Below are 21,980 nucleotides of genomic sequence, written 5' to 3'. Positions count from 1 at the left end.
AGAAGTCAAGTTTTAAAACTTGACTTCTTTGGTTTAGTGAATCAAAAGATCCTTCGACTCCGCTCAGGATGACAGCTGGAAGAATATAATACATAAAAAATGCTTCCGATTTATCGGAGGCATTTTTTATATTATATTTTAATGAATTTTTCATCAGGCATGTTAAGGATAGTACGGAATTTTTATATTTGGTTTTAACTTCTGCTAACAGATAATACGCTCAAATGAAAAAAATAAACAGTAAAATCCAATCCTCATTTTCAACACCACATCTGCACCACATTAACCAATAGAGATGCAGTTTACTCACGAACAAATTTTAAAGTTTGCACCCGATGATGCATCTGTAAAAGCAGGAAAAGCATTGGCTACGCCATCAAAATGGGTGGTTACAGCCGTTCACGAAAAGGCACTTTGGGGCGATTGTCAGGGGAGTGGTAAAACACCATATAAAACCATTGTCGATTTGGGTAATCTGGCCTTTAAGTGCTCGTGCCCCAGCAGGAAATTTCCCTGTAAACATGGTTTAGGGCTTCTTTTTCTGTATGTTTCCCATCCATCGGTTTTTTCAAACGAAAATGATCTGGCACCTCATGTAGAAGAGTGGATCAATAAACGCGCTACCAAACAGGAAGAAAAGAAACCGAAAGAAGATGCTGTAGTAGATGAAAAAGCACAGCAGAAAAGGGTAGAAGCAAGGGCTAAAAAAGTTGATTCGGGCATTGAAGAACTCCGGTTGTGGATTAAGGATCTGGTGCGTACCGGTATCATGCGCATTCCACAAAATGCTTACGACTTTAACAAAAACATAGCCGCCCGGATGGTAGATGCACAGGCGGGTGGTTTGGCCAATAACCTGAAAAGGTTAAACAGCATCAATTTTTATAAAGATGGTTGGCAAAAAGCACTGATCAAATCGCTCAGTAAAACCTATCTGCTTACCGAAGCCTACAAAAACCAGGAATTGCTTGCCCACGATTTTAAACAGGAAGTAAGATCGCTGGTTGGATGGAACACCCCGAAAGAGGAAGTATTGGCCTCTGCAGGTTTAACCGACGAATGGTATGTGTTATCGATCGATATTACCGAAGATAATAACCTGAAAACAGAGAGAATCTGGCTTTATGGTGAAAATACCAAACGTTATGCGCTGATCATTAACTTTTATACCGCTGTGCAGGTTAACGCCAATAATTTAATATCGGGTAATTTAGTTCGCGCAGAACTGGCTTTTTATCCATCTCCTTCACCTTTAAGGGCCTTGTTTAAGGGCGAAGTCCAGAAAGAGAACCTGCAGCTTTTGCCCGAAACGCAGAACCATATAACCGAACTTTTTAACCACGTTTCTGGTTTGTTAACCCTAAATCCATTTATAGAAGAAATCCCTTTCTTGCTGTCATCAGTAAAGGTGGTTTTCGAAAATGAAACCTGGTTGCTGGTTGATGCTGAACTGAAATCTATTTTATTGGGTAACCTTGAAGACGAATGTTGGTTAATCCTATCCATCACCAAAGGCAATGCTTTTGTTTGCTTTGGGGTTTACCAGAACGAACAGTTCAATGTGGCTTCGGTTTTTATCAATGCTAAATATTATCCGGTAAAATGAGCGATCAGAATATTATAAAAACAGCCCTGTTGGGCACCGATAAAGTGCAGTTTGATCCCATCCCCGATTTAAGCGGAATAGGAAACCGGATTATTGCCGAACAGGTAGATAAGGAAGATGCTTTTTTAAAAAATGCTGCGGTTAATTTCCTCTACAACGAATGCGGCAGGATCCCCAGAGCATTTAATGGTAGTCAGGAAAACTGTCCGGATGAAGAAAAGACTGAACTCGATGTTTTAACCGGTTTCCACATCAGATCGGCACTCCAGTTAAAAGACGATGTTTTATTTTATTACCTTATTTACCGTACCAATCAGGCCAATAAAATATTTGGGGCCGATCTGGTTCCGGATGCTTTAAATAAAGCCTTGTCTCAGAAAAAGAAAGCCGAAGCAGTGTTAACAGCTTGTGGCGAAACCGGAAAATGGCTTGCCGGCATCAATAAAAACTGGTCGCCGCTTTATGGTACTGCGCCATCAGGTGAGGATTGGGAAACGGGTAACCTGGAATGGCGTTTAAACTATTTTGCCAGTTTAAGAACAGAATCACCATCGGATGCTTTAGCCTTATTAAGTGATCTTCAACAGGAAAACGCAAATACAAGGGCCGAATTTATCGCTTTACTGGAAATTAACCTTTCTATAAACGATGAGGCTTTTCTAATGTCGGTTTTAACTGATAAGAGCAAAAAAGTTAAAGATATTGCCGTTTACCTCCTTAAACTGGTACCCGGTACTGCAATAAACCAATTATTTTTAGATTATCTCCTGAAAATCCTGTCGGTTAAAGAAGAACGTGTACTGCTTATTGCAAAGAAAAAGGTTTTGGCTATTGATCAGGGCATAACACCAGGCGAAGAGCTCTTTAAATACGGATTGGAGAAAATCAGTTCAGAAAAAGGTGTTGATGATGCTGTTTTCTGGGTAGCACAGATTTTCGGATTTATCGATGTAGCAACCCTGGCTTCAAAATTTAACCTTTCAGTCGAAGAATGGCTGAAACTGGTATTGGGTGATAAACATGCCGGGGTTTTTAAACCTTTTCTAAAAAATGCCGCAATACATTTTAAAGATGAACTTTTAAGTAAAAAACTGCTCGAATCGGGCATTAAAGATGGGATCGAATTGCTCAAGTTTGTTAATCCTAAAGAGCGGATTATTTTTATAAAAGATCTGCTCGAAACTGATTTCAACAGGGTGCTAGATCTGGTATTGGAAAGTTACGATATCATTGAAACGGCCATTGCAGAGCGGATTTTCAAAAAACTATCAGATAATCCTTACGTAATCCAGACCAATATCTATCAAAAATTGGCTTTATCAATGCCAGATGGCCTGTTATCATTATTAAAAAAGTACGAAACACCGGTTTCAGACCAATATCAGGTAAAATATTTCAGCAACCAGGTAGCAGGCATGATCCGCTATATAGAATTAAGGCAAACACTAAAATTTTAAAATCTAATTAACGTGGAAAATAACGTATTAAGACAATCTGCCGAAGAACAGTTTAAGCAGGAAATCGAAGAATTAAAAAAAGAAGATAAACATGTAAAACCCGTTAACTGGCAATTATCGCCGCATGCCGTTATCGATTATTTAATGGGCAAAAAACTGGCTAACGGTTTCGAGGTTACGCCAAAATACATCGGTAACAGAAGGTTGATGGAAATAGCTGTAGCTACACTTACTACCGATAGGGCATTATTGTTATATGGTTTGCCGGGTACGGCTAAATCGTGGGTTTCGGAGCACATTACCGCGGCCATTACCGGCAACTCGAACCTCGTGATACAGGGTACGGCAGGTACCAGCGAAGAAGCCGTGCGTTATGGCTGGAATTATGCCATGTTGTTATCTGCCGGCCCGGTTAAAGAAGCCATTGTAGAAACACCCGTAATGCGTGCGATGAAAGAAGGCAAAATTGTACGTATCGAAGAGCTTACCAGAATTGCGGCTGATGTTCAGGATTCGCTGATTACCATTTTGTCTGAAAAAATGCTGCCCATTCCCGAGCTTAATACACAGGTGCAGGCCTTACAGGGTTTTAATGTAATTGCAACTGCAAATAATAGGGATAAAGGCGTAAACGAACTCTCGAGTGCGTTAAAAAGACGTTTCAATACCGTTATTTTACCTGTGCCTACTTCAATTGAAGAGGAAGTTAATATTGTTGAACAAAGGGTGGCCAGTTTTAGCAAATCAATTAACCTGCCTGTTCAGAAATCGATTAGCGAAGAAATAAAAAGAATTGTTACCATTTTCAGAGAGCTTCGTAATGGTGTTTCGCTTGATGGTAAAACCAAACTCAAATCACCATCGGGTACGCTAAGTACAGCAGAGGCCATCTCGGTAATGAACAACGGACTGGCTTTGGCCTATCATTTTGGTGATGGATCATTAAAAGCCGATGATATTGCCAGTGGTATTATCGGTTCGGTGATCAAAGATCCCGTTCAGGATAAAATTGTGATGCAGGAGTATATGGAAACCGTGCTGAAACAAAAAGACGGCTGGAAAGACATTTACAGGGCTTGTAGAGATATCGTTTAATATGTCTGTTCATCTTTTAGGGATCAGGCACCATGGCCCTGGATCTGCGCGCCATGTTTTAGAAGCACTGGAAAACCTCAAGCCCGATATTATCCTGGTTGAAGGTCCGCCGGAAGGCGAAGCCATTTTAAAATGGGTGGCCGATCAGGAAATGAAACCGCCGGTAGCTTTATTGGCTTATGTGCCCGATAATCCAAAACAATCGGTTTTTTATCCTTTTGCCGAATTTTCGCCCGAGTGGCAGGCCATTAACTATGGTTTAAAAAATAAGATCCCGGTAAAGTTTATTGATATGCCGCTTACCCATAAACTGGTAGAAATACCGGTAGAGGAACCGGCAGAAAGCACAGCGCCAGATCATATTGCTACGGCAGATGAAGTTACCGGGTTTAACCCTGTTGCTAAAAATCCCTTATCCTACCTGGCCGAAATTGCCGGTTTCGAAGATCAGGAAGAGTGGTGGGAACATCATTTCGAGATTGCCAAACAACCGGAAGAGGTTTTTGCGTCAATCGGAGAAGCCATTGGGGTGTTAAGAGAAGGGGTAACGGAAAACAACAAAACCGAAAAAATCCGTGAAGCATTTATGCGTCGCGGTATCAGGCTGACCGAACGCGAAATGTATAGTGTAATTGCAGTGGTTTGCGGCGCCTGGCATGTACCGGCCTTACAGCACATGCCCAAACAAAAGGATGATGATGCGCTGTTAAAAAACCTGCCTAAAACAAAAATCGAAACCACATGGATCCCCTGGACGAGCGACCGTTTGGCTTTTGAAAGTGGCTATGGGGCGGGTTTAGATTCGCCGGGCTGGTACAAACACATCTGGAATAACCAGAGCGATGATGGTACGAGGTGGTTAACCTACAGTGCCAATGTTTTCAGGCAGAATAAGATTGATATTTCTTCGGCACACATTATTGAGGCCGTTAGGTTGGCAAATACCCTCGCAGCTTTAAGGAATTTGGACAAAGCAGGCTTAAAAGAACTTAACGAAGCTACCCAAACGGTAATGTGCATGGGCGATGAAATTCCGATGCAGCTGATCAGGAGCGAACTGATTATCGGTAACGATATGGGCACTGTTCCGGCGGGGATTCCACAGGTTCCGCTGCAGAAGGATTTCGAGCAGCAGGTTAAAAGCCTGCGTTTAAAAGTAATTAACGAAGAAAAAACAATCAATTTAGATTTAAGGGAAGCAAGCGGTTTACAAAAAAGTATCCTGTTCCATCGTTTATTGATATTGGATATTAAATGGGCAAAGCAACAATACATTACCGGTAAAGGCACTTTTAAAGAAGAATGGCTACTGTTCTGGTATCCCGAACTTTCTATCGCGCTGCTCGAAAAAGCACCATGGGGCAATACAGTTGAAGCCGCTTGTAACCATTACCTCAAACATATTTCATTAAGCTGTAACCACCTCGCCGAAATAACCCAACTGGTAAGCAAGGCACTGCCTGCCGACTTGCACGAAGGAGTGCAGCTGGTATTGGCAAGGATGGATGAACTGGCCGCAATGACATCGGATATTGCCATGTTAATGGATGCTTTTATTCCCTTAACAGAGGTAAGCCGCTACGGTAACGTGCGTAAAACCGATCAGGAAACCATTGGTATTATTCTTCAGTCAATCTTTTCGCGTTTAAACGCAGGTTTGCCATCAAGCTGTTTGGGTATCGATGAAGAACAATCGGCAGTGGTTGCAGATAAAATTAAAGCGGTAAATAAGGCTGTTTTATTTTTGGATGATGAAGTGATGAAAAACGATTGGCTCGAAACCCTTTCCAGGATACTAAAACTTAAAAATGTAGTACCGCTCATTCACGGCACCAGTTGTAAATTGTTATACGATTCGAAAGTGATCGATACAGAAGAAACCGCGCTGGAATTTAGCCGCGCACTTTCTGTGGGCAGCGATCCGGCTTATTCGGCACTTTGGATTGAAGGCTTTTTAAAAGATGCCGCAACGGTTTTAATCTTCGACCACGAAATATGGGATATCCTGAACAACTGGCTGAGTGGAATAAGTGCCGAGGTGTTTATAGAAGTTGTTCCTTTATTAAGGCGCACCTTTGCAGCTTATAACCCTTCCGAAAAAAACAGCATTGCACAAAAGGTGAAACAGGCGCCATCATCAGGTAAAAAAGCAGTACAAACGGAAGAACTGGATGTAGAACGGGCAGAAATGGTTTTACCCATAATCGAAAAAATACTGGGTTTTTAAATTTACGCTATGCAAGAAGAACTAGAAAAAAGGTGGAGGTTAATATTGGGTGGACAAAGCCGGCAGGAGCTGGATATGGTGCTCACTAAAGCAGAAACCGGTATCGATAATACTTTAGAGGCATTGTACAACTCAGACCGGAAAGGTGGCTTAGGGCCATCATCGCCAAATGTATCGAGGTGGCTGGGCGATATTCGCGAATATTTTCCCCAAACGGTGGTAAAGGTAATGCAGCAGGATGCCATTAAACGCATTAACCTTACCTCCATGCTTACCGAACCCGAAATGCTCGAAACGCTGATCCCGGATGTTCACCTGGTGGCCAATTTAATGACTTTGGGCAGGGCTATACCGCAAAAAACAAAAGCAACAGCACGGTTGGTGGTACAGAAAGTGGTAGATGAGCTGATGCAGAAATTGATGTCGCCAACACAACAAGCCATTACCGGAAGCCTTAACCGCTCAGCGCGGAACAGAAGGCCCAGGCATAATGAGATCAATTGGGCCGAAACGATTAAACGGAACCTGAAACATTACCAGCCGGAATATAAAACCATTATCCCCGAAACCCGGATAGGTTATGGTCGTAAAAGAAAATCGATGAAAGATATTGTACTCTGTTTAGATCAAAGCGGATCGATGGGTACTTCGGTAGTATATTCTGGGATTTTTGGTGCCGTAATGGCATCTATTCCAGCTATTAGTACCAAAATGATCGTTTTTGATACGGAAGTTGCCGATTTAACCGACGAGTTAAACGATCCGGTTGACCTGCTTTTTGGCGTTCAGCTCGGTGGAGGGACTGATATAAATAAGGCATTAACCTATTGTGCACAGATAATAACCAAGCCGTTGGATACGGTGCTGGTGCTGATTACCGATTTATATGAGGGCGGAAATCTGGAAGCCATGAAAAACATGGCTGCACAGCTGGTAAACAATGGCGTACAGTTAATTACACTTTTGGCGCTTAACGACGATGGTTCAACAGCTTTTGATCACCGCAACGCCGAATTTTTATCTTCCTTGGGTGTACCTGTTTTTGCCTGTACACCTGATTTATTCCCCGAATTAATGGCTGCAGCATTAAATAAGCAGGATATTAACCAATGGGCAGGAGATCATGATATAAAGGTACATGCGAAGTAACCAGGGCTAAACTTCCGAAGTTTGAAGAGACGGCGCGTTAGGGAAACTTCGGAAGTTTGCCGGGAAAAAGGCCGTCATCTCTCCATTTCGCTGAGCACTTCGTTGTTCTCGACTTCGTTGCACTTCACTCGAAATAGCGGGATTTTAAAAGAAGAGAAGTTTTAAAAACTTGACTTCTTTGGTTTAGAAATAAAAAAATCTTTCAACTACGCTCAGAATGACAGCAAGAGAAATAAGTCCAAAAAAAATGCCCCCGACTTACCGGAGGCATTTTTTATGGGTTAAACTTCCGAAGTCTTGCTGGGCACTGCCTCGGGCAGACTTCGGAAGTTTGGCAACCTAAAAAGAATAAGTTAATCCCCCGAAAATATTAAATCCGTTTACCTGATAAAATAAGTATTTGCTGTAATTGGTGTTTAAAATGTTGTTTGCTTTGGCAAAAACAGAGAACTTATTGTTGATCCTGTATTCTGCACCAACACCCAAATCTACAAAACCTTTAACCGTAACAATCGATTCGATAGCTGGGTTCGGAATCACATATTGTGAAGGAGGGATAGGATTGGCAATATTTACTTTCGCTTTTACATCATCCTGGATTACCACAGCAGCATTAAAGCTTAACTTTTTGTTGTAGGTGTAAACAAAATTCGAGCTTACTTTTAAACCTGGTTTAAACCATGAGTAAGTTTCAGAAGCTGGTTTCCAATCATCAAGGTTTAATTTACCGGTCCATTTTAAGGCGTCGCTTACCTGAACCGAAATTTCACCCTCTAAACCGGTTAATTTAGTTTTTCCGAAATCGTAAATGACGTCGAACTTGTTAAAATCGGTATAGTTGTTTACGAACAAGGGCATATCATCAAACTGTTTTACATAGATACGGGCCTTATAACCAAAACCCGGACCACCGGTACCTTTAATACCTGCACTAAAACTTAGTTTTTCGACCGTGTTTTTCACAACAGCATTGGCATTTAACCAGGGGTTTTCATCTGTAAAACCTTTTAAAGAATTTCTGTTTACATCGCCTTTAACTTCTCCAAAAACCTGCAGGTAATCAGGAATCAGGGTAAAATCTGCAGTAACCGCAGGGAATATTTTCGAGCTGCTTACCGCACCGAACTGCTGTACAAAATTAATTCCGGCAGTAATTTTGGCACCTTTAACCTGTAAACGGATGTAAGGATTTAAGCGTAACAGGTTGTTGCCAACACTGGTTAAAGCATCTTTACTATTACCAAATTCGGTTGAAGCAGCCAAGCCTAAATTCAGCGAATTAATACGTTTGTTAACGTATCCGTTTAAACTCAGATAGTTTTCTTTAGCGCTGTATTTATCATTCCAGATATAACCATTGGCTTTTAAAGCATAACTGAAGGCATCTTCATCTTCGGTAAAGTTTTTTACCAGTTCGCCTTCCAGTTCGATCGTGGTTAAGGTCTGTTTATCAGGATTTGGGTTTAGCAAAGGTCTGGTATCATCAATCCCATAAAAATGAACGCCGTTGCGTTCAAAACCGATTCTGCCGCTAACCGTGTTCTCATCTAAAATACTACGGCCGAAAACACTAAGCTGCTGGTTGCTGCTGTTCTGTTTGTTCAGCTTACCTTCCTGGCTGAAATGTTTAAAATAACCGCCAAGCTGTAAACCTTCATCTTTACCGGTATTAAAATAAGCTTCGCCCAATAGGGTAGCCAACGAACCAAAAGCACCTTTTACGTAATTGTTAACCAAAATACTGGCTTTTTCTTCGGCCAGGGCCTGCGCCTGTAATTTCTGGATATCACTGTTCAGTTCGAGCTTCCTATCCAGAATGCTGTAGTTCAGTTTTGCCTTGTATGTTTTAACATCATCCAGGTTCGGACTTCTTCTCAACTTTACGGCTTCGGCCAAAATTGGCTTATACGGACGCACTACCTCAATTTCTTCGTTTACTGTTGCTTTTTCATCCGTTTTTTTATCCTGCGCCTGTACAGTTGTTAATCCGGCAGCTAAAAAAAACAGAGAACTATATATATATTTAATCGATTTCATAATGCTACTTCTTCTGGTTTAGTTTTTCTAGTTTTTCTTTGGCCGTAGGGATAATGTCGTCCTTGCCGTCGTAATTATCAATTATACTTAGAAGTGTGCTCTTTGCCTGTAAATTGTCTTTCAGGGCTACATAATTGTCTGATAACAGGATAAATGCTTTCGCTACCCAATAATCATAAGCGGCCATGTTGTTGATCAGATCGAAGCAGGTTTTGGTCGAAGTTTTATAATCGCGTTTGTTGTATTCCAGCAATGCGAGGTTATATTTCGCCTCGGCAGCTGCAACGGTTTTTGTTTTGGCTACCACATTTTTAAACTCTTTTATTGCAGTAGTGGTATCTCCTTTTAATAAATAGGCTTTACCAGAGAATAAACTCGAACTGTTTTTCTCTTCTTCTGATGCTTTTTCCGAATCTTTGGTCAGCTGGGCATACTTAAGCATGTCATCAGGCATGTTTAAGGCCGTGTAAGCCTTTAACAGGTTATTGATGGCAAAACTATAGTGCGATTTATAATCGGTTGTGGTTTCCAGTCTTTTCAGGTAAACAATAGCCTCGTTGTATTTCTTCTGGTTTAAGAACAGTTGTGAAATACTCACTAACGAACGTTCGGTATAATCACTTGTCCAATCGTTTAAGATAAATTCATAATCGGCAATTGCCTCATCCGGACGGCCCAGTTTTACCAGCGATTCGGCCCTGATAAATTTAGCTTCCTTCTCGTGGATGGCTTTAGGGAATTTATCGAAATAAGCATTAATCGCCTGGAAAGCACCATTGGCATCACCTTTTAAGTAAGTATTATTTGCTGCTGCAAAAACAATATTGTCCTGATCGGCATTAGAGTAATTACCAAGCGGTGTGGTATTGGCATAAGCCATAAAGCCATTTGCATCGCCACGGTCTACATAAATGTTTTTGATCGATTCCATCGCTTGTTTGGCTTCATCAGCAGTCGGATAATCTCTGATTACCTTTTTAAACGATTCCAATGCGGCATCATCCTGATCTTGGTTATACTGAACCAAACCGATGGTTACCAGAGCTTTTGGCACATAACTACTATGCGGATATTTGGCTACCAGTTCTACAAGGTCTGTTTTGGATTTATCAAAATCACCTTTGTTGAAATAGGTATAAGCCGTTTCGAAACCGGCATCATCAGCATAGTTAGAATTTGGGAAAGCCTTTAACAGGTTCTGCATTGTTGCAATTTTTGCATCATACTGGTTTTCCAGTCCCTGGATCATCCCTTTCTGGAAAGTGGCATAATCTTCAGAAGTGGTGTGCCTGCTGATGATCTTATTGTAATTTGCCATCGCGTCTCCATAGTTCTTATTTACAAAATACGAATCGGCTAAACGGATGGTGGCATCATCAATTGTTTTTTGGTCTTTATCGTTGCCGCCAAGGAACTTTTCAAAATAATTGGCAGCTTTGCTGTATTTTTCATCCTCGAAAGCAGCATAAGCCAAAGCATAATTTGCAAAATTATATACGCCGGTTTTATCGGCATCAGGCATTTTCAAGAACTTTTCGAAAGTGGTAACCGCTTCGCCATACTTGCGCAGTTCGTACATCGATTCTGCTTTCCAGTAGGTGTTTAAAGCGTTGATCTCGTTATCCTCAGGGAATTTTTCAGAACGCAGGAACATCGAAAGTGCATTCGGGAAGGCTCTTTCGTTATAAAACTCCAGTCCACGGAAATAGGTTACTTTCTGGTAAGCTTCTTTGGCTTCCAAAGTTTTATCAGGGATAGGTTCTAAAATATCAACCGCTGCCTGGTAGTTTTTGGTGGTTAATAAAACCTCGCCCAATAAAGTTTTCGCTTCGTTTAATTTCCTCGATTTTGGGAAGGTTTTTAAGAAACCCTGTGTAGCCTCTAAAGCCTGTTGGTGAAAATCGAGTTCGTAGCTTAATTTGGCATAGTTTAACCAGGCTTCTTCCTGGATTACCTTATCGAAACTTAAACGCGAAGCCCTGAAAAATGCACTTTGCGCTTTTTGTTTATCGCCCAGCTGGATAAAATCTTTACCCAATGTAAGCATACCATTTTGCAGGTAAATATCGTCGTTATTCAGTTTTTCCAAAACGCTAACCGATTCTTTGTACTTTTTATTCTGGAACAAAGAGTAACCGTACTGGTAAATGAAAAGGTTGTTTTTGGTTTCGCTTTTATCTTTCGCATAAAATTCTGCGAAATATTTTTCTGCATTTTTAAATTCAGATTTTGCAAAGTACGATGCAGCAACCAAACTCAGCATTTCGGCTTCGAACTGCTGTTTTGTTTTTTGCATAATCGGTATCGCATAGCTGATCACATCATCGTAACGCTCATCCAGATAATACATCGAGGTAATGTAATAAGGATAACTGGCTTCGTAAGTAGGAGAGCCCTTTAACTTTTCGAAGTTTGCCAATGCTGTTTTATATTCCTTGTTCAGGTAATTGATGTAGGCAAAGTAGTAAGTAGCACTTTCCTGGAACGCGCCTTCTTCTTTTTTAACTTTTTCGAATAAAGGTTCTGCTTTTTCGTAATCTTTCAGCTCGAAATAAGCATATCCCTGTTTAAACTGGTATTCGTTACGCTGCTTGCCCGAAAGGGTAGAAGGATCGGTTTTTTCGAACCACTCTAATGCTTTTTTATAGTTTTTCTGGTTGAAATAGGTTTTTCCAACATAGAAATAAGCCAGTTTGGTATTCGGGTTTAAAGGATAATCGCGGATAAATGCCTGGAATAAACTCTCGGCATCACTGTTGGTCAACTCTAAAGCGCAAACGGCCGCATAAAATTTAGCGTTCTCTTTTAGTAACGATAATTCGGCATTACTCTCTGTTTGGGTAGAAGGTTTATAACGTTGCAGCTCAACCAGTTTAAACTGTTGCGCGGCTGCAGTGTATTTCTCTTTGTCTAATAATTCTAAGCCCGTTTGATAGTTTTTATTGAGGTTCTGCACTGCGCTAACCTGAGCGTAGGTGCTAAAACTTCCAGCTAAAAATAGCGGAATTAGTAAGTATTTTTTCTGCATTGGTTTCAAATATGGTTGGTACTAAATTATAAATAGTATCAAAGCTTATCAACAGAAGTAATTAACATCTGTTAATAACACAAATTAACGACGGGATTTTTGCTTTGGTATCAGGAGGGAGACGAATGTGGAAAATTAAAGCGGTTCATTGGTCATTGGTTCATTCGTTCACTTGTCATTGGTATTGCAAACTGCATATTGAGTTATCTGTATTGTTATAATTGCTAGATTGTTTTATTGTTAACTGCAAACTGCCAATTGAAAAGTGCGAATTGGTTAATTGTTGGGATTGGTAAGCTGTTTATTGCCAACTGAAAACTATTGCTTAAAACCTTAATTTTCTTAACTTCTTAATGGTCAGGTAATAGGTAGTTTATTGTGTGATTGCCATGAGGATACTTTAAGCCAGTTTTGTTAGATTTTGTCACATTGAGGCTGTCGAAACGCCTTTTACAGCGTTAATAAAGATCTTTCGATAAGTTCAGAATGACAGGTCTACATTATAGACTTTAATCCCAAAAACTAAAGACTCGGGATTGATGACTAAAGACTTTGGACTAAACTACCCCTGACTTGCCAACAGATACAGCACGGCCATCCTTACCGCAACACCATTTTCTACCTGTTCTAAAATGATAGATTGTTTGCTGTCGGCCACATCGCTGGTAATCTCCACGCCGCGGTTAATCGGGCCCGGGTGCATTACTACGATTTCTTTGTCGAGGTTATCTAAGATCTGTTTATTTAAGCCGTACATCATGGCGTATTCCCTTAGCGAAGGAAAATATTTAATATCCTGACGCTCTAACTGGATACGCAGCATATTGGCTACATCGCACCAGTTTAGTGCTTTAATGAGGTTATGTTCTACTTTTACACCCAGTTGGTGGATGTGTTTCGGAATTAATGTGGTTGGTCCGCATACCATTACCTCGGCACCTAAGCGCTGCAGGCAAAGGATGTTTGAGATGGCCACACGCGAGTGGAGGATATCGCCCACAATGACTACTTTTTTACCGGCCACGTCGCCCAGTTTCTGGCGGATAGAGAAAGCATCAAGCAAAGCCTGTGTAGGGTGCTCGTGAGCACCATCGCCGGCATTTACAATCTGCGCTTTAACATGTTTACTTAAAAACTGACCTGCACCAGCATATGGGTGACGCATTACCACCATATCAACTTTCATTGATAAGATGTTGTTTACCGTATCAATCAGGGTTTCGCCCTTGCTTACCGATGATGATGAGGCTGCAAAATTAACCACATCGGCCGAAAGTCTTTTTTCAGCCAGTTCAAACGAAAGTTTGGTACGGGTAGAGTTTTCGAAGAAAATATTGGCAATCGTAATGTCGCGGAGCGAGGGCACCTTTTTGATCGGCCTGTTGATCACTTCCTTGAAATTATCTGCAGTTTCGAAAATCAATTCGATATCATTCCGGTTAATATCTTTAATGCCTAAAAGATGTCGGGTTGATAGTTTTTCTGCTGCCATTTTTTATTTATTGTTATCCGATATTAAAATCACTTTATCTTCACTTCCTTCACTCGTCCAGGTTACTTTTACCTGTTGCGAGTTTAAGCTATCTACCTGGTGGCCGATATAATCGGGTTCAATCGGTAAATGCCTGCTAAACCTGCGGTCTATCAAAATCAAAAGTTCCACTTTCTCCGGTCGGCCGTATGCAAGCAGGGCATCAAGTGCCGCCCTGATGGTTCTGCCTGTCCAAAGTACATCATCAATTAAAATTACTTTTTTGCCTTCGATAATAAAATCGATCGAGTTGCTGCTGGCGGTTACCAAGCCATCCTTACGGCGGAAATCGTCCCTAAAGAAGGTAATATCAAGGTTTCCCTTTAATATTTTCTTGTTTTTAAGAATCTGCTGAAGTTCCTGGTGGATACGGTCTGCCAAAAAAATACCCCTCGGCTGGATGCCAATTAAAACGGTATTCGCGAAATCGTCGTGGTTTTCAATTAATTGATGGCAAAGCCTCTTAATTGTAATCTGAATTTTTTGTCCGTCAAGAAGTGTTTTCTTTTGCATTGAAGAAGGATTGGGCAAATATATAAAAATGTTTTAAGGTTGTAAAGTTGAAGGTCGATTGTTTTGCGTTTTACTTGCTAAAATGTTATATGCCAATGTTTAAAAAACGATTTTATCGTGCTATGATTGCTTTCCTTGCGGTATGATTGCACAGATCTTAGGATTACGCTGATTATAATCTTTCAGCTTTGGTCTTTAGTCTTTTATCTTTTCCTTGCGGTATGATTGCACAGATTTTTGGATTACACTGATTATAGTCTTTTAGCTTTCAGCTTTGCTCTTTTGCTTTGGTTTTTAGTCTCTTTGCTTTAGTCTTTAGTCTTTCAGCTTTCACCTTTCTGGTCCAATTCTATCAGCTCCAAAAGTCTATCGTTAATCAATCTGGTAATGGTGCTTTTCCCATCACCGATCAATTTTCCATCTATTTTATCAACCGGGAAAGCATTTTTGGTAGAGCTGCTGATAAAAGCCTCTTTGGCCTGATAAGCTTCGTCTAAAGTAAAATCCCTTTCAACAAAAGTATAACCGGGAACCTCCAGACTCAAAATTTTCTTTCTGGTAATGCCGTTTAAAATTTCATCTTTCGCGGTAATAATCTCATGATCGGTAACAATAAAGAAATTTGCCCTCGGGCATTCCCTCACTTTGCCGTGGTTGTGGTAAAGCAGGTCGTCGGCAGCATTTTCTTTTACAAATTTCTGTAAACGGATGGCCTGCAGGTAATCTATGGTTTTAACCTGTGGAATCTGCCGCTGATGGTTGTAACTTACTAGCGCCAAACCTTTACTTGTGCTATTCTCGATGATATTCAATGGCGTTTGAATAATGATCAGGTTGGGCTTAACCATGGTGTAGCCATCTTCGGAAAAACCTCCGGTGAGGATGATTTTGATGCCCGAATTAGGGATGTTGTTTCTGGCGATCAGTTTTAAAATGGCTTCATGCAGCTGTGTACGGCTAAGCTCAACCTCCAGGTGCATCTCTTTTGCCGAGTGGTAAAAACGGTTAAAATAATCTTCGATAAAGATTGGTTTGTTGTTGATCGTTTTCAGGAAATCAAAAATCCCATAACCCCTCTGGATAGATAGATCGGCAACCGAAATATTGGCATCTTCCGCTAAAAACAATTCATTATTGATCGAAATATACATGGTAAAACAGCTTACAAAGTTTAGTTAGATTAATATTCCTGCTAAATAGACCCTGAAATAAATTCAGGGTGACGACTTGCAGGGATTTAGTTTTGCTGGCCGTTGTTTTTCGCCCGCGGCTTCCATAACCAAAGTGACAGTACAATTAAAGGAATGCAGATGCTCAACGAAATTACAATCAGGATAGGGCGCTGTTTAACCATATCTGCTTCCTGCGAAATGAAAACATAAACCGCTTCTTTAATGGCAAACAAGGTAATAATGGTACAGATTACGGCAAGTATTTTCCTCATGGTTTAATTTTGAATGCAAAGATTGCATTTATTTTTAAAATTGTACATGTGTTCTACAAAAGACCCTGAAATAAATTCAGGGTGACGTAAAGCTAAAAAAGCCGGCTGGATTACTCCAAACCGGCCTCTGTTTAAACCAAATAAACAACAATTACTCTGCAGTTTTTACAGGAGTTAAGTTCTTCAATTCATCTTCGGTAAATAAGCGATAATGCACCTTAAAAGTTTTTTGGAGAGGAGTTTCCAACGAAAAACCACCCACACCAAAACCATCCAGCACATCTAAGGTAAAATGCGAAAATTTCCAATATTCAAATAAATCCCTGTCTACCCAAAATTCGCATCCTTCTACCTCTCCCAAACAAACATCGTTCATACGCAGGTAGTAACCTCCTTTTTCGAAGCATTGTGGCTGTGTACCTTCGCAACAACCGCCGGCTTGATAAAACATCAGCTCACCGTGCTTTTCTTTTAATACTGCGATGAGTTCTTTAGCTTTTTCTGTACTGTTTATACGTTCTATCATCGTGATTTTGTTTTTATAGGGTTCATGGTTCGTGGGTTGATGGTTCATAGTCTAATGGTTGATGGCTGCGGCGTCTTCTTCGCTTTATCGCATCAATTTGTTTTTTTATAAACAAGAAGGCTATCGGCCATCAAACTATCAACCATGATCCAATAGACTAAATGATATGAGCTGTTAGGCTATCAATCAATAAACCATCAAACCATGAGCCAATAAACTTTTTGCCATAAACCAACAACTATATCTCTCTAAAAGAAACCCAATTTATTCTTATCGTAAGAAATCAGCATGTTTTTAGTCTGGCGGTAATGACCAAGCATCATTTTATGGTTTTCTCTTCCTACACCCGATTGTTTATAGCCACCAAAAGGAGCACCTGCAGGATAAGCGTGGTACTGGTTTACCCAAACACGTCCGGCCTGGATAGCCCTTGGTACCTGATAAAGCTCATGTGCATCACGCGTCCACACACCGGCACCTAAGCCATATAAAGTGTCGTTTGCAATTTCTATTGCTTCTTCAACGGTTTTAAAAGTGGTTACAGCCAACACCGGACCGAAAATCTCTTCCTGGAAAATCCGCATTTTGTTGTGACCTTTAAAAATGGTGGGTTTAATGTAGTAACCTCCGCCCAGTTCGCCTGGTAATTCGTTTACCTCGCCGCCTGTTAAAACCTCGGCGCCTTCTTCTTTACCGAGTTTAATATAAGCGGCAATTTTTTCGTACTGTATTTTAGAAGCCTGCGCACCCATCATTACGGTTCTATCCAGCGGACTGCCGATTTTGATCGCTTCGGTTCTTTGGATTACTTTTGCGATAAATTTTTCATAAATATCTTCCTGGATCAGCAAACGTGATGGGCAGGTACAGATTTCGCCCTGGTTTAAGGCAAACATTACAGCTCCTTCTACCGCTTTATCCAAGAAAGCATCATCTTCGTCGAGTACAGAACTGAAAAAGATATTCGGCGATTTTCCGCCCAATTCCAAAGTAACCGGGATAATATTTTCGGTAGCATATTGCATCACCAATCTTCCGGTAGGAGTAGAGCCTGTAAATGCCGCTTTCGAAACTTTTGGATTGGTAACCAATGCACGGCCAAGTTCTGCACCAAAGCCATTAACCACATTAACCACACCCGGAGGTAATAAATCTCCGATCAGCTCCATTAAAACCATGACCGAAATCGGGGTACTTTCTGCCGGTTTCAATACCACACAGTTTCCGGCTGCAAGGGCAGGGGCCAGTTTCCAGATTCCCATTAAAAGCGGAAAGTTCCAGGGGATAATCTGTGCCACAACACCAATTGGCTCGTGAACAATTAGCGAAACGGTATTATGATCAAGTTCTGATAACGAACCTTCTTCTGCACGGATTACGCCTGCGAAATACCTGAAATGATCTACTCCCAAAGGTAAATCGGCAGCTAAGGTTTCCCTAACCGCTTTTCCATTATCAATAGTTTCTACAGTAGCCAGGTATTCGAGGTTATCTTCCATCCGCTGGGCAATTTTATTCAAAATAATGCTCCGTTCGGTAGAAGAGGTTTTGCTCCAGGTTTTAAAAGCTTCATGCGCAGCATTAACGGCTAATTCCAGATCTTCTTTGGTCGAATGGGCGGCTTTGGTAAATACCTTGCCATCAATCGGAGAAATGTTGTCGAAATATGCCCCCTTTACCGGTGCTACAAATTTTCCCCCGATATAGTTATCGTAATGGGGTTTGAATGATGGTTTCTCAATTAAATTTTCCATAATTATTATTGAATTTTAAATGCCATCATGAGCCTGGAACTGAAATAAAATCCTGATGGTTTGCTCATAATGATTTTGTGGTTAAAAGATTTGGTTAATACAAACGTAATGGCTAAGCGATTGGGGTAGGTAGTATAATCGGCTCAATTGGTAGCACTATCGTTTCAGGCAATGTAACCTGATCGAAACAGGAAGATTTAACCGTTATATTAACATTAATAGGTGCTTTGCATGACAATATAAGTTGATGGAATTATTATATTTGATTGTAAAAAAATGGTTTAATCAAATTTTCGGTTATGCAGCATACATTGGATCAGGTGAAGCTCAGTGCTTCAGAAACGTTGCAAACATTGGTAGAAAACAGAACTTCGTATACTTTGGAGCGTTGCGAGTTAAATGTTTTCGAAACCTATACCGAATCTTATAAAGTGCCGCTTACTTTTAACGATTTTGTGATTACGAGTATGCTCAGGGGCAAAAAAGTAATGCATTTATTCGATAAAGAAGGTTTTGATTATTTCCCGGGTCAAACCGTTATTGTTCCACCTGCCGTTACCATGGAGATCGATTTTCCGGAAGCTACCAACCTCAACCCCACACAGTGTATTGCTTTGGCCATTGATCAGGAACAGATCAAGAAAACCATTGCATATTTAAACGAGTTTTTCCCGAAAGAAGGTAGCAACGAAAAGTGGCTGTTAAATTACGACGAATATCATTTTTACAATAACGAAGAAATTGCCTATCTCATTAACAAGGTAATCCGTATCTGCTCCGAACGTTCTAAAGAGAAAGATGTGCTGGCCGATTTAACGTTAAAGGAACTACTGGTGCGCATTATGCAGACCCAGAACCTTAAAACAATCAGCGATGAAGGTTATAACCTCAATCAAAACCCGTTGGCTTTTGTGCTGAATTACATTAAATCGAACCTGAACGAAAAGATCAGCATTAATAGTTTGAGCGATAAGGCCTGTATGAGCAAGGCAACATTTTACCGCTTGTTTAAACGCGAACTGGGCATCAGTCCGAACGATTTTATCCTGACCGAAAAAATCAATAAAGCCAAACTTTTACTTGCCCAACCCGGCACAAAAGTTGCCTCAATAAGTTATGAGCTTGGCTTTAATGATGCCAATTATTTTATCAGGGCATTTAAAAAGATTGTGGGTATTACCCCTGGGGCCTACCAGTTACAGATATCGAAAAATTTAATCCATTAAACTCTTTATCTTTTCGTTGAGGTTCTTTAATGGGGCTGAAAAAATACTATCGTTCATTTTTTTCGCTACATATATTAATGGTATGCCAATGAGCAAAAGCGATGCTGCATGAAGAAAAAAATGGGGCAGATTGAATACTTTCTCAAAGGTTTGGTGCACATACAACCGGTAAGCCAATAAACCTGTTGGACCTGCCAAGGGTATAAAAATGTAGCCATAAATGGTTTCTCCCCTTAACATCCGTTTAATTGCCGCCAGATTATCAATAAGTACCTGTTTGGTATTGGTATTATAATCAACACTGGTTTTGATTTTGTTGAGGTCGTTTATGCCCATCGCCCTGAAAATTTCGTAGGTGATAAATGAAAGTACCAGCAGGTATTTTAAATCGCCTTTTGCAAAAAAAGCCATTATTAAAATAGGCACATCAATAATTCTGATCCACCTCAATTTCCATTTAAGTTTAAACAATAAATCCTGTAAAAGGCTGTGCGATTGCTCATCAATGGTAATGTTGGCAATAGTTGTCTTATCAACTTCTGAGTTAAACTCTACACTCAGGTTTTTCCATTCTTGTTCCAGGTCCATTTTATTTTCGGGTTAGGAGTGTGGTTAATTGTTGTTTAATCCGGTGCAGTTTTACGTTGGCGTGGTTTCTTGATAATCCCATCATCTCGCTTATTTCGGTATTATCGAAGCCATCCAGGTGGAGCATAATTATACTCCGGTCTATTTCGGTTAACTGCTTTATACAGCGGTAAAGCCAATCGGCACGCTCCGATAATTCGGGAGGCTCGAAAAAGTGGTCGAAATCGTTCTGCTCTTTAGTTCGGGTCTGTTTTTTCTGCCTGCTTAAAAAAGAAAGCGACACATTTAAACTGATCTTGTAAAGCCAGGTAGAAAATTTTGCATCGCCTTTAAACCGGTTAAAAGCACTCCAGCTTTGGAATACGATTTCCTGATATAAATCTTTGCGGTCTTCCTCATCATCGGCATACAGGTTTACCATTTTATAGATAATCCCCTTATGTTCCTCCAGCTTATCGAGATAAGATTTTTCGATCATAGCTTTTAATCTATTTTGATAGCTGTTGGGCCTTAAAAGCTTTATGGTATTGGATAATTCCCATGATTAGTGAAATGATGGCAACGGTTAATAAAAAATATTTCACATAGCCCTCGATTTCAGTTACGCTGGCAACCGTGATCAAAAAAGCGGCGGTACCTAATCTAAAATTGTTGTTTTTCATTGCTTATTAAATTAATCTGAACAATAAGTAAGCAACCGGCCGGAAAAATTACAGCAATTGAAAATTAATTTTCGAGATACCTCTTAGAATAGGTAATACCCATCAAATCGTAGCGTTTAAATTGTGTTTTAAGCCTTTTTTGAAAATCGGGGTAGTTGCGTTTTTCTTTGGGACTCCATAAAATTTCGCTCAGCGCATCCAGCCGTGGGAAAAGCTGGTACTGCACTTTTGCCGGATTGGTTATATACTCGCTCCAAAGGCAGCCCTGGCCGCCCCAAATGTATTTTGCCTGTTCGGCTGTTAATTCAGCAGGTACAGGTTCATAATTGTATACCTCAATCAATGGCGAAAATTTATTGGCGGTTAAACTGTCTTCCTTTACAAACTGGGCATGGTTAAAGTACATTTTAATTTCTGGCGTCATAATCGCCTTATGCTCCTGTTTGGCGGCATCAATACCGCCTTTTTCGCCCTGCCAGCTCATTACCACGGCATTTGGTGCTAAACTGCCCTGTAAAATCTCGTTCCAGCCGATAATGGTTTTGCCTTTACTGTTTACAAATTTCTCCATCCTGCGGATAAAATAACTCTGTAATTCACTTTCGTTTTTCAAGCCGTTGGCTTTTATGATCTCCTGCGAAACGGCAGATTGTTTCCACCATATTTTCGAAGCCTCATCGCCACCAATGTGGATGTATGGCGATGGGAATAAATCCATTACTTCGGTCAATACGTTTTCAAGGAATTTAAAAGTGGTATCCGAAGCCTGCAAAACATTGTTGTATTTGTTCATCATTCCCCAGGTTTGGGCAACCTCGTACTTTTTATTAGGTTCGGTACCCAGCTCCGGATAAGCTGCCAGTAAGGCCATGCTGTGTGCAGGCATTTCAATTTCAGGGATAATGGTAATATAGCGTTTGGCCGCATAATCGATTACCTCCTTAATCTGCTCCTGGGTGTAATATCCGCCATGTTTAATGCCATCGGTTTTAAGTACAGCATCTTTTGGTGTAATTTTTACTTCGGTTGGTAAAACCTGGTATTTAATATTTTCATTTCCTTTACCGGGCCATAAACCAATAACGCTGCCGTTGCGCCAGGCGCCTATTTCGGTCAGTTTAGGGTATTTTTTAATCT

At 40.6% G+C, this 21,980-nt stretch carries 18 protein-coding genes; 6 read left to right on the top strand and 12 right to left on the bottom strand.

The window, feature by feature from the left end:
* Nucleotides 1-295: 295 nt before the first annotated feature.
* Genes B2V92_RS07590 through B2V92_RS07570 form a run of 5 tightly spaced genes read left to right on the top strand, consistent with a single transcriptional unit; the run spans nt 296 to nt 7,534 of the window.
* Nucleotides 296-1,606, top strand: coding sequence for an SWIM zinc finger family protein (locus B2V92_RS07590; protein ID WP_293306458.1), 1,311 nt, complete (start codon nt 296-298; stop codon nt 1,604-1,606).
* Nucleotides 1,603-3,063: a DUF5691 domain-containing protein gene (locus B2V92_RS07585; protein ID WP_293306456.1), complete on the top strand. Its 1,461-nt coding sequence runs from the start codon at nt 1,603-1,605 to the stop codon at nt 3,061-3,063. The genes B2V92_RS07590 and B2V92_RS07585 overlap by 4 nt, the downstream gene beginning before the upstream one ends.
* 12 nt (nt 3,064-3,075) lie before the next feature.
* Nucleotides 3,076-4,158, top strand: a complete 1,083-nt coding sequence (locus B2V92_RS07580; protein ID WP_293306454.1) for an ATP-binding protein — start codon at nt 3,076-3,078, stop codon at nt 4,156-4,158.
* 1 nt (nt 4,159) lies between these two features.
* On the top strand, nt 4,160-6,385 hold the full coding sequence (locus tag B2V92_RS07575) for a DUF5682 family protein (protein ID WP_293306452.1): 2,226 nt from the start codon (nt 4,160-4,162) through the stop codon (nt 6,383-6,385).
* Nucleotides 6,386-6,394: 9 nt separating this feature from the next.
* Entirely contained in the window at nt 6,395-7,534 is a 1,140-nt protein-coding gene (locus tag B2V92_RS07570; RefSeq protein ID WP_293306450.1) for a VWA domain-containing protein, read from the top strand.
* Nucleotides 7,535-7,873: 339 nt separating this feature from the next.
* On the opposite strand, the gene B2V92_RS07565 is transcribed toward B2V92_RS07570, so the two are convergent.
* The 8 genes from B2V92_RS07565 to B2V92_RS07530 all read right to left on the bottom strand — a co-directional run bounded on the left by B2V92_RS07565 (nt 7,874) and on the right by B2V92_RS07530 (nt 18,367).
* Entirely contained in the window at nt 7,874-9,571 is a 1,698-nt protein-coding gene (locus B2V92_RS07565; RefSeq protein ID WP_293306448.1) for a TonB-dependent receptor, read from the bottom strand.
* A gap of 4 nt (nt 9,572-9,575) precedes the next feature.
* Nucleotides 9,576-12,599 (bottom strand): tetratricopeptide repeat protein, encoded by a 3,024-nt coding sequence (locus B2V92_RS07560; RefSeq protein WP_293306446.1) that lies wholly within the window; start codon nt 12,597-12,599, stop codon nt 9,576-9,578.
* A 562-nt stretch (nt 12,600-13,161) separates the two neighbouring features.
* Complete coding sequence (locus B2V92_RS07555; RefSeq protein WP_025144663.1) at nt 13,162-14,091, bottom strand: aspartate carbamoyltransferase catalytic subunit; 930 nt, start codon at nt 14,089-14,091, stop codon at nt 13,162-13,164.
* Between the two features lie 3 nt (nt 14,092-14,094).
* Nucleotides 14,095-14,643 carry a bifunctional pyr operon transcriptional regulator/uracil phosphoribosyltransferase PyrR gene (pyrR, locus tag B2V92_RS07550; RefSeq protein WP_293306442.1) on the bottom strand — a complete coding sequence of 183 codons (549 nt, stop codon included), beginning with the start codon at nt 14,641-14,643 and terminating at the stop codon, nt 14,095-14,097.
* Between the two features lie 323 nt (nt 14,644-14,966).
* Nucleotides 14,967-15,794 carry an aminotransferase class IV gene (locus tag B2V92_RS07545; RefSeq protein WP_293306440.1) on the bottom strand — a complete coding sequence of 276 codons (828 nt, stop codon included), beginning with the start codon at nt 15,792-15,794 and terminating at the stop codon, nt 14,967-14,969.
* 86 nt (nt 15,795-15,880) lie between these two features.
* Nucleotides 15,881-16,087 carry a hypothetical protein gene (locus B2V92_RS07540; RefSeq protein WP_293306438.1) on the bottom strand — a complete coding sequence of 69 codons (207 nt, stop codon included), beginning with the start codon at nt 16,085-16,087 and terminating at the stop codon, nt 15,881-15,883.
* Nucleotides 16,088-16,238: 151 nt separating this feature from the next.
* Nucleotides 16,239-16,613, bottom strand: a complete 375-nt coding sequence (locus B2V92_RS07535) for a DUF779 domain-containing protein (RefSeq protein WP_293306436.1) — start codon at nt 16,611-16,613, stop codon at nt 16,239-16,241.
* Nucleotides 16,614-16,861: 248 nt separating this feature from the next.
* Complete coding sequence (locus B2V92_RS07530) at nt 16,862-18,367, bottom strand: aldehyde dehydrogenase family protein (protein ID WP_293306434.1); 1,506 nt, start codon at nt 18,365-18,367, stop codon at nt 16,862-16,864.
* 299 nt (nt 18,368-18,666) lie between these two features.
* On the opposite strand from B2V92_RS07530, the gene B2V92_RS07525 reads away from it, so the two are divergent.
* Nucleotides 18,667-19,593: an AraC family transcriptional regulator gene (locus tag B2V92_RS07525; RefSeq protein ID WP_293306432.1), complete on the top strand. Its 927-nt coding sequence runs from the start codon at nt 18,667-18,669 to the stop codon at nt 19,591-19,593.
* On the opposite strand, the gene B2V92_RS07520 is transcribed toward B2V92_RS07525, so the two are convergent.
* The 4 genes from B2V92_RS07520 to B2V92_RS07505 form a co-directional block, all read right to left on the bottom strand.
* Nucleotides 19,582-20,181, bottom strand: a complete 600-nt coding sequence (locus tag B2V92_RS07520) for a hypothetical protein (RefSeq protein ID WP_293306430.1) — start codon at nt 20,179-20,181, stop codon at nt 19,582-19,584. The genes B2V92_RS07525 and B2V92_RS07520 overlap by 12 nt on opposite strands.
* A 1-nt stretch (nt 20,182) precedes the next feature.
* On the bottom strand, nt 20,183-20,659 hold the full coding sequence (locus tag B2V92_RS07515) for an RNA polymerase sigma factor (protein ID WP_293306428.1): 477 nt from the start codon (nt 20,657-20,659) through the stop codon (nt 20,183-20,185).
* A 10-nt stretch (nt 20,660-20,669) separates the two neighbouring features.
* Complete coding sequence (locus tag B2V92_RS07510) at nt 20,670-20,843, bottom strand: hypothetical protein (RefSeq protein ID WP_293306426.1); 174 nt, start codon at nt 20,841-20,843, stop codon at nt 20,670-20,672.
* A gap of 64 nt (nt 20,844-20,907) precedes the next feature.
* On the bottom strand, nt 20,908-21,980 hold a 1,073-nt coding region (locus B2V92_RS07505; protein ID WP_293306424.1), incomplete at its 5' end, for a beta-N-acetylhexosaminidase.

The sequence above is a fragment of the Pedobacter sp. UBA5917 genome, assembly GCF_002432345.1.
Lineage (GTDB): Bacteria > Bacteroidota > Bacteroidia > Sphingobacteriales > Sphingobacteriaceae > Pedobacter.
This window is presented reverse-complemented; position numbering and strand designations above follow the sequence as displayed.

What these genes read in the sequence shown, in the direction of transcription:
- pyrR (WP_293306442.1), bottom strand. Translation starts at nt 14,643, where the DNA reads ATGCAAAAGAAAACACTTCTTGACGGACAAAAAATTCAGATTACAATT.
- B2V92_RS07540 (WP_293306438.1), bottom strand. Translation starts at nt 16,087, where the DNA reads ATGAGGAAAATACTTGCCGTAATCTGTACCATTATTACCTTGTTTGCC.
- B2V92_RS07530 (WP_293306434.1), bottom strand. Translation starts at nt 18,367, where the DNA reads ATGGAAAATTTAATTGAGAAACCATCATTCAAACCCCATTACGATAAC.
- B2V92_RS07560 (WP_293306446.1), bottom strand. Translation starts at nt 12,599, where the DNA reads ATGCAGAAAAAATACTTACTAATTCCGCTATTTTTAGCTGGAAGTTTT.
- B2V92_RS07575 (WP_293306452.1), top strand. Translation starts at nt 4,160, where the DNA reads ATGTCTGTTCATCTTTTAGGGATCAGGCACCATGGCCCTGGATCTGCG.
- B2V92_RS07555 (WP_025144663.1), bottom strand. Translation starts at nt 14,091, where the DNA reads ATGGCAGCAGAAAAACTATCAACCCGACATCTTTTAGGCATTAAAGAT.
- B2V92_RS07535 (WP_293306436.1), bottom strand. Translation starts at nt 16,613, where the DNA reads ATGATAGAACGTATAAACAGTACAGAAAAAGCTAAAGAACTCATCGCA.
- B2V92_RS07520 (WP_293306430.1), bottom strand. Translation starts at nt 20,181, where the DNA reads ATGGACCTGGAACAAGAATGGAAAAACCTGAGTGTAGAGTTTAACTCA.
- B2V92_RS07585 (WP_293306456.1), top strand. Translation starts at nt 1,603, where the DNA reads ATGAGCGATCAGAATATTATAAAAACAGCCCTGTTGGGCACCGATAAA.
- B2V92_RS07545 (WP_293306440.1), bottom strand. Translation starts at nt 15,794, where the DNA reads ATGTATATTTCGATCAATAATGAATTGTTTTTAGCGGAAGATGCCAAT.
- B2V92_RS07525 (WP_293306432.1), top strand. Translation starts at nt 18,667, where the DNA reads ATGCAGCATACATTGGATCAGGTGAAGCTCAGTGCTTCAGAAACGTTG.
- B2V92_RS07590 (WP_293306458.1), top strand. Translation starts at nt 296, where the DNA reads ATGCAGTTTACTCACGAACAAATTTTAAAGTTTGCACCCGATGATGCA.
- B2V92_RS07510 (WP_293306426.1), bottom strand. Translation starts at nt 20,843, where the DNA reads ATGAAAAACAACAATTTTAGATTAGGTACCGCCGCTTTTTTGATCACG.
- B2V92_RS07570 (WP_293306450.1), top strand. Translation starts at nt 6,395, where the DNA reads ATGCAAGAAGAACTAGAAAAAAGGTGGAGGTTAATATTGGGTGGACAA.
- B2V92_RS07515 (WP_293306428.1), bottom strand. Translation starts at nt 20,659, where the DNA reads ATGATCGAAAAATCTTATCTCGATAAGCTGGAGGAACATAAGGGGATT.
- B2V92_RS07565 (WP_293306448.1), bottom strand. Translation starts at nt 9,571, where the DNA reads ATGAAATCGATTAAATATATATATAGTTCTCTGTTTTTTTTAGCTGCC.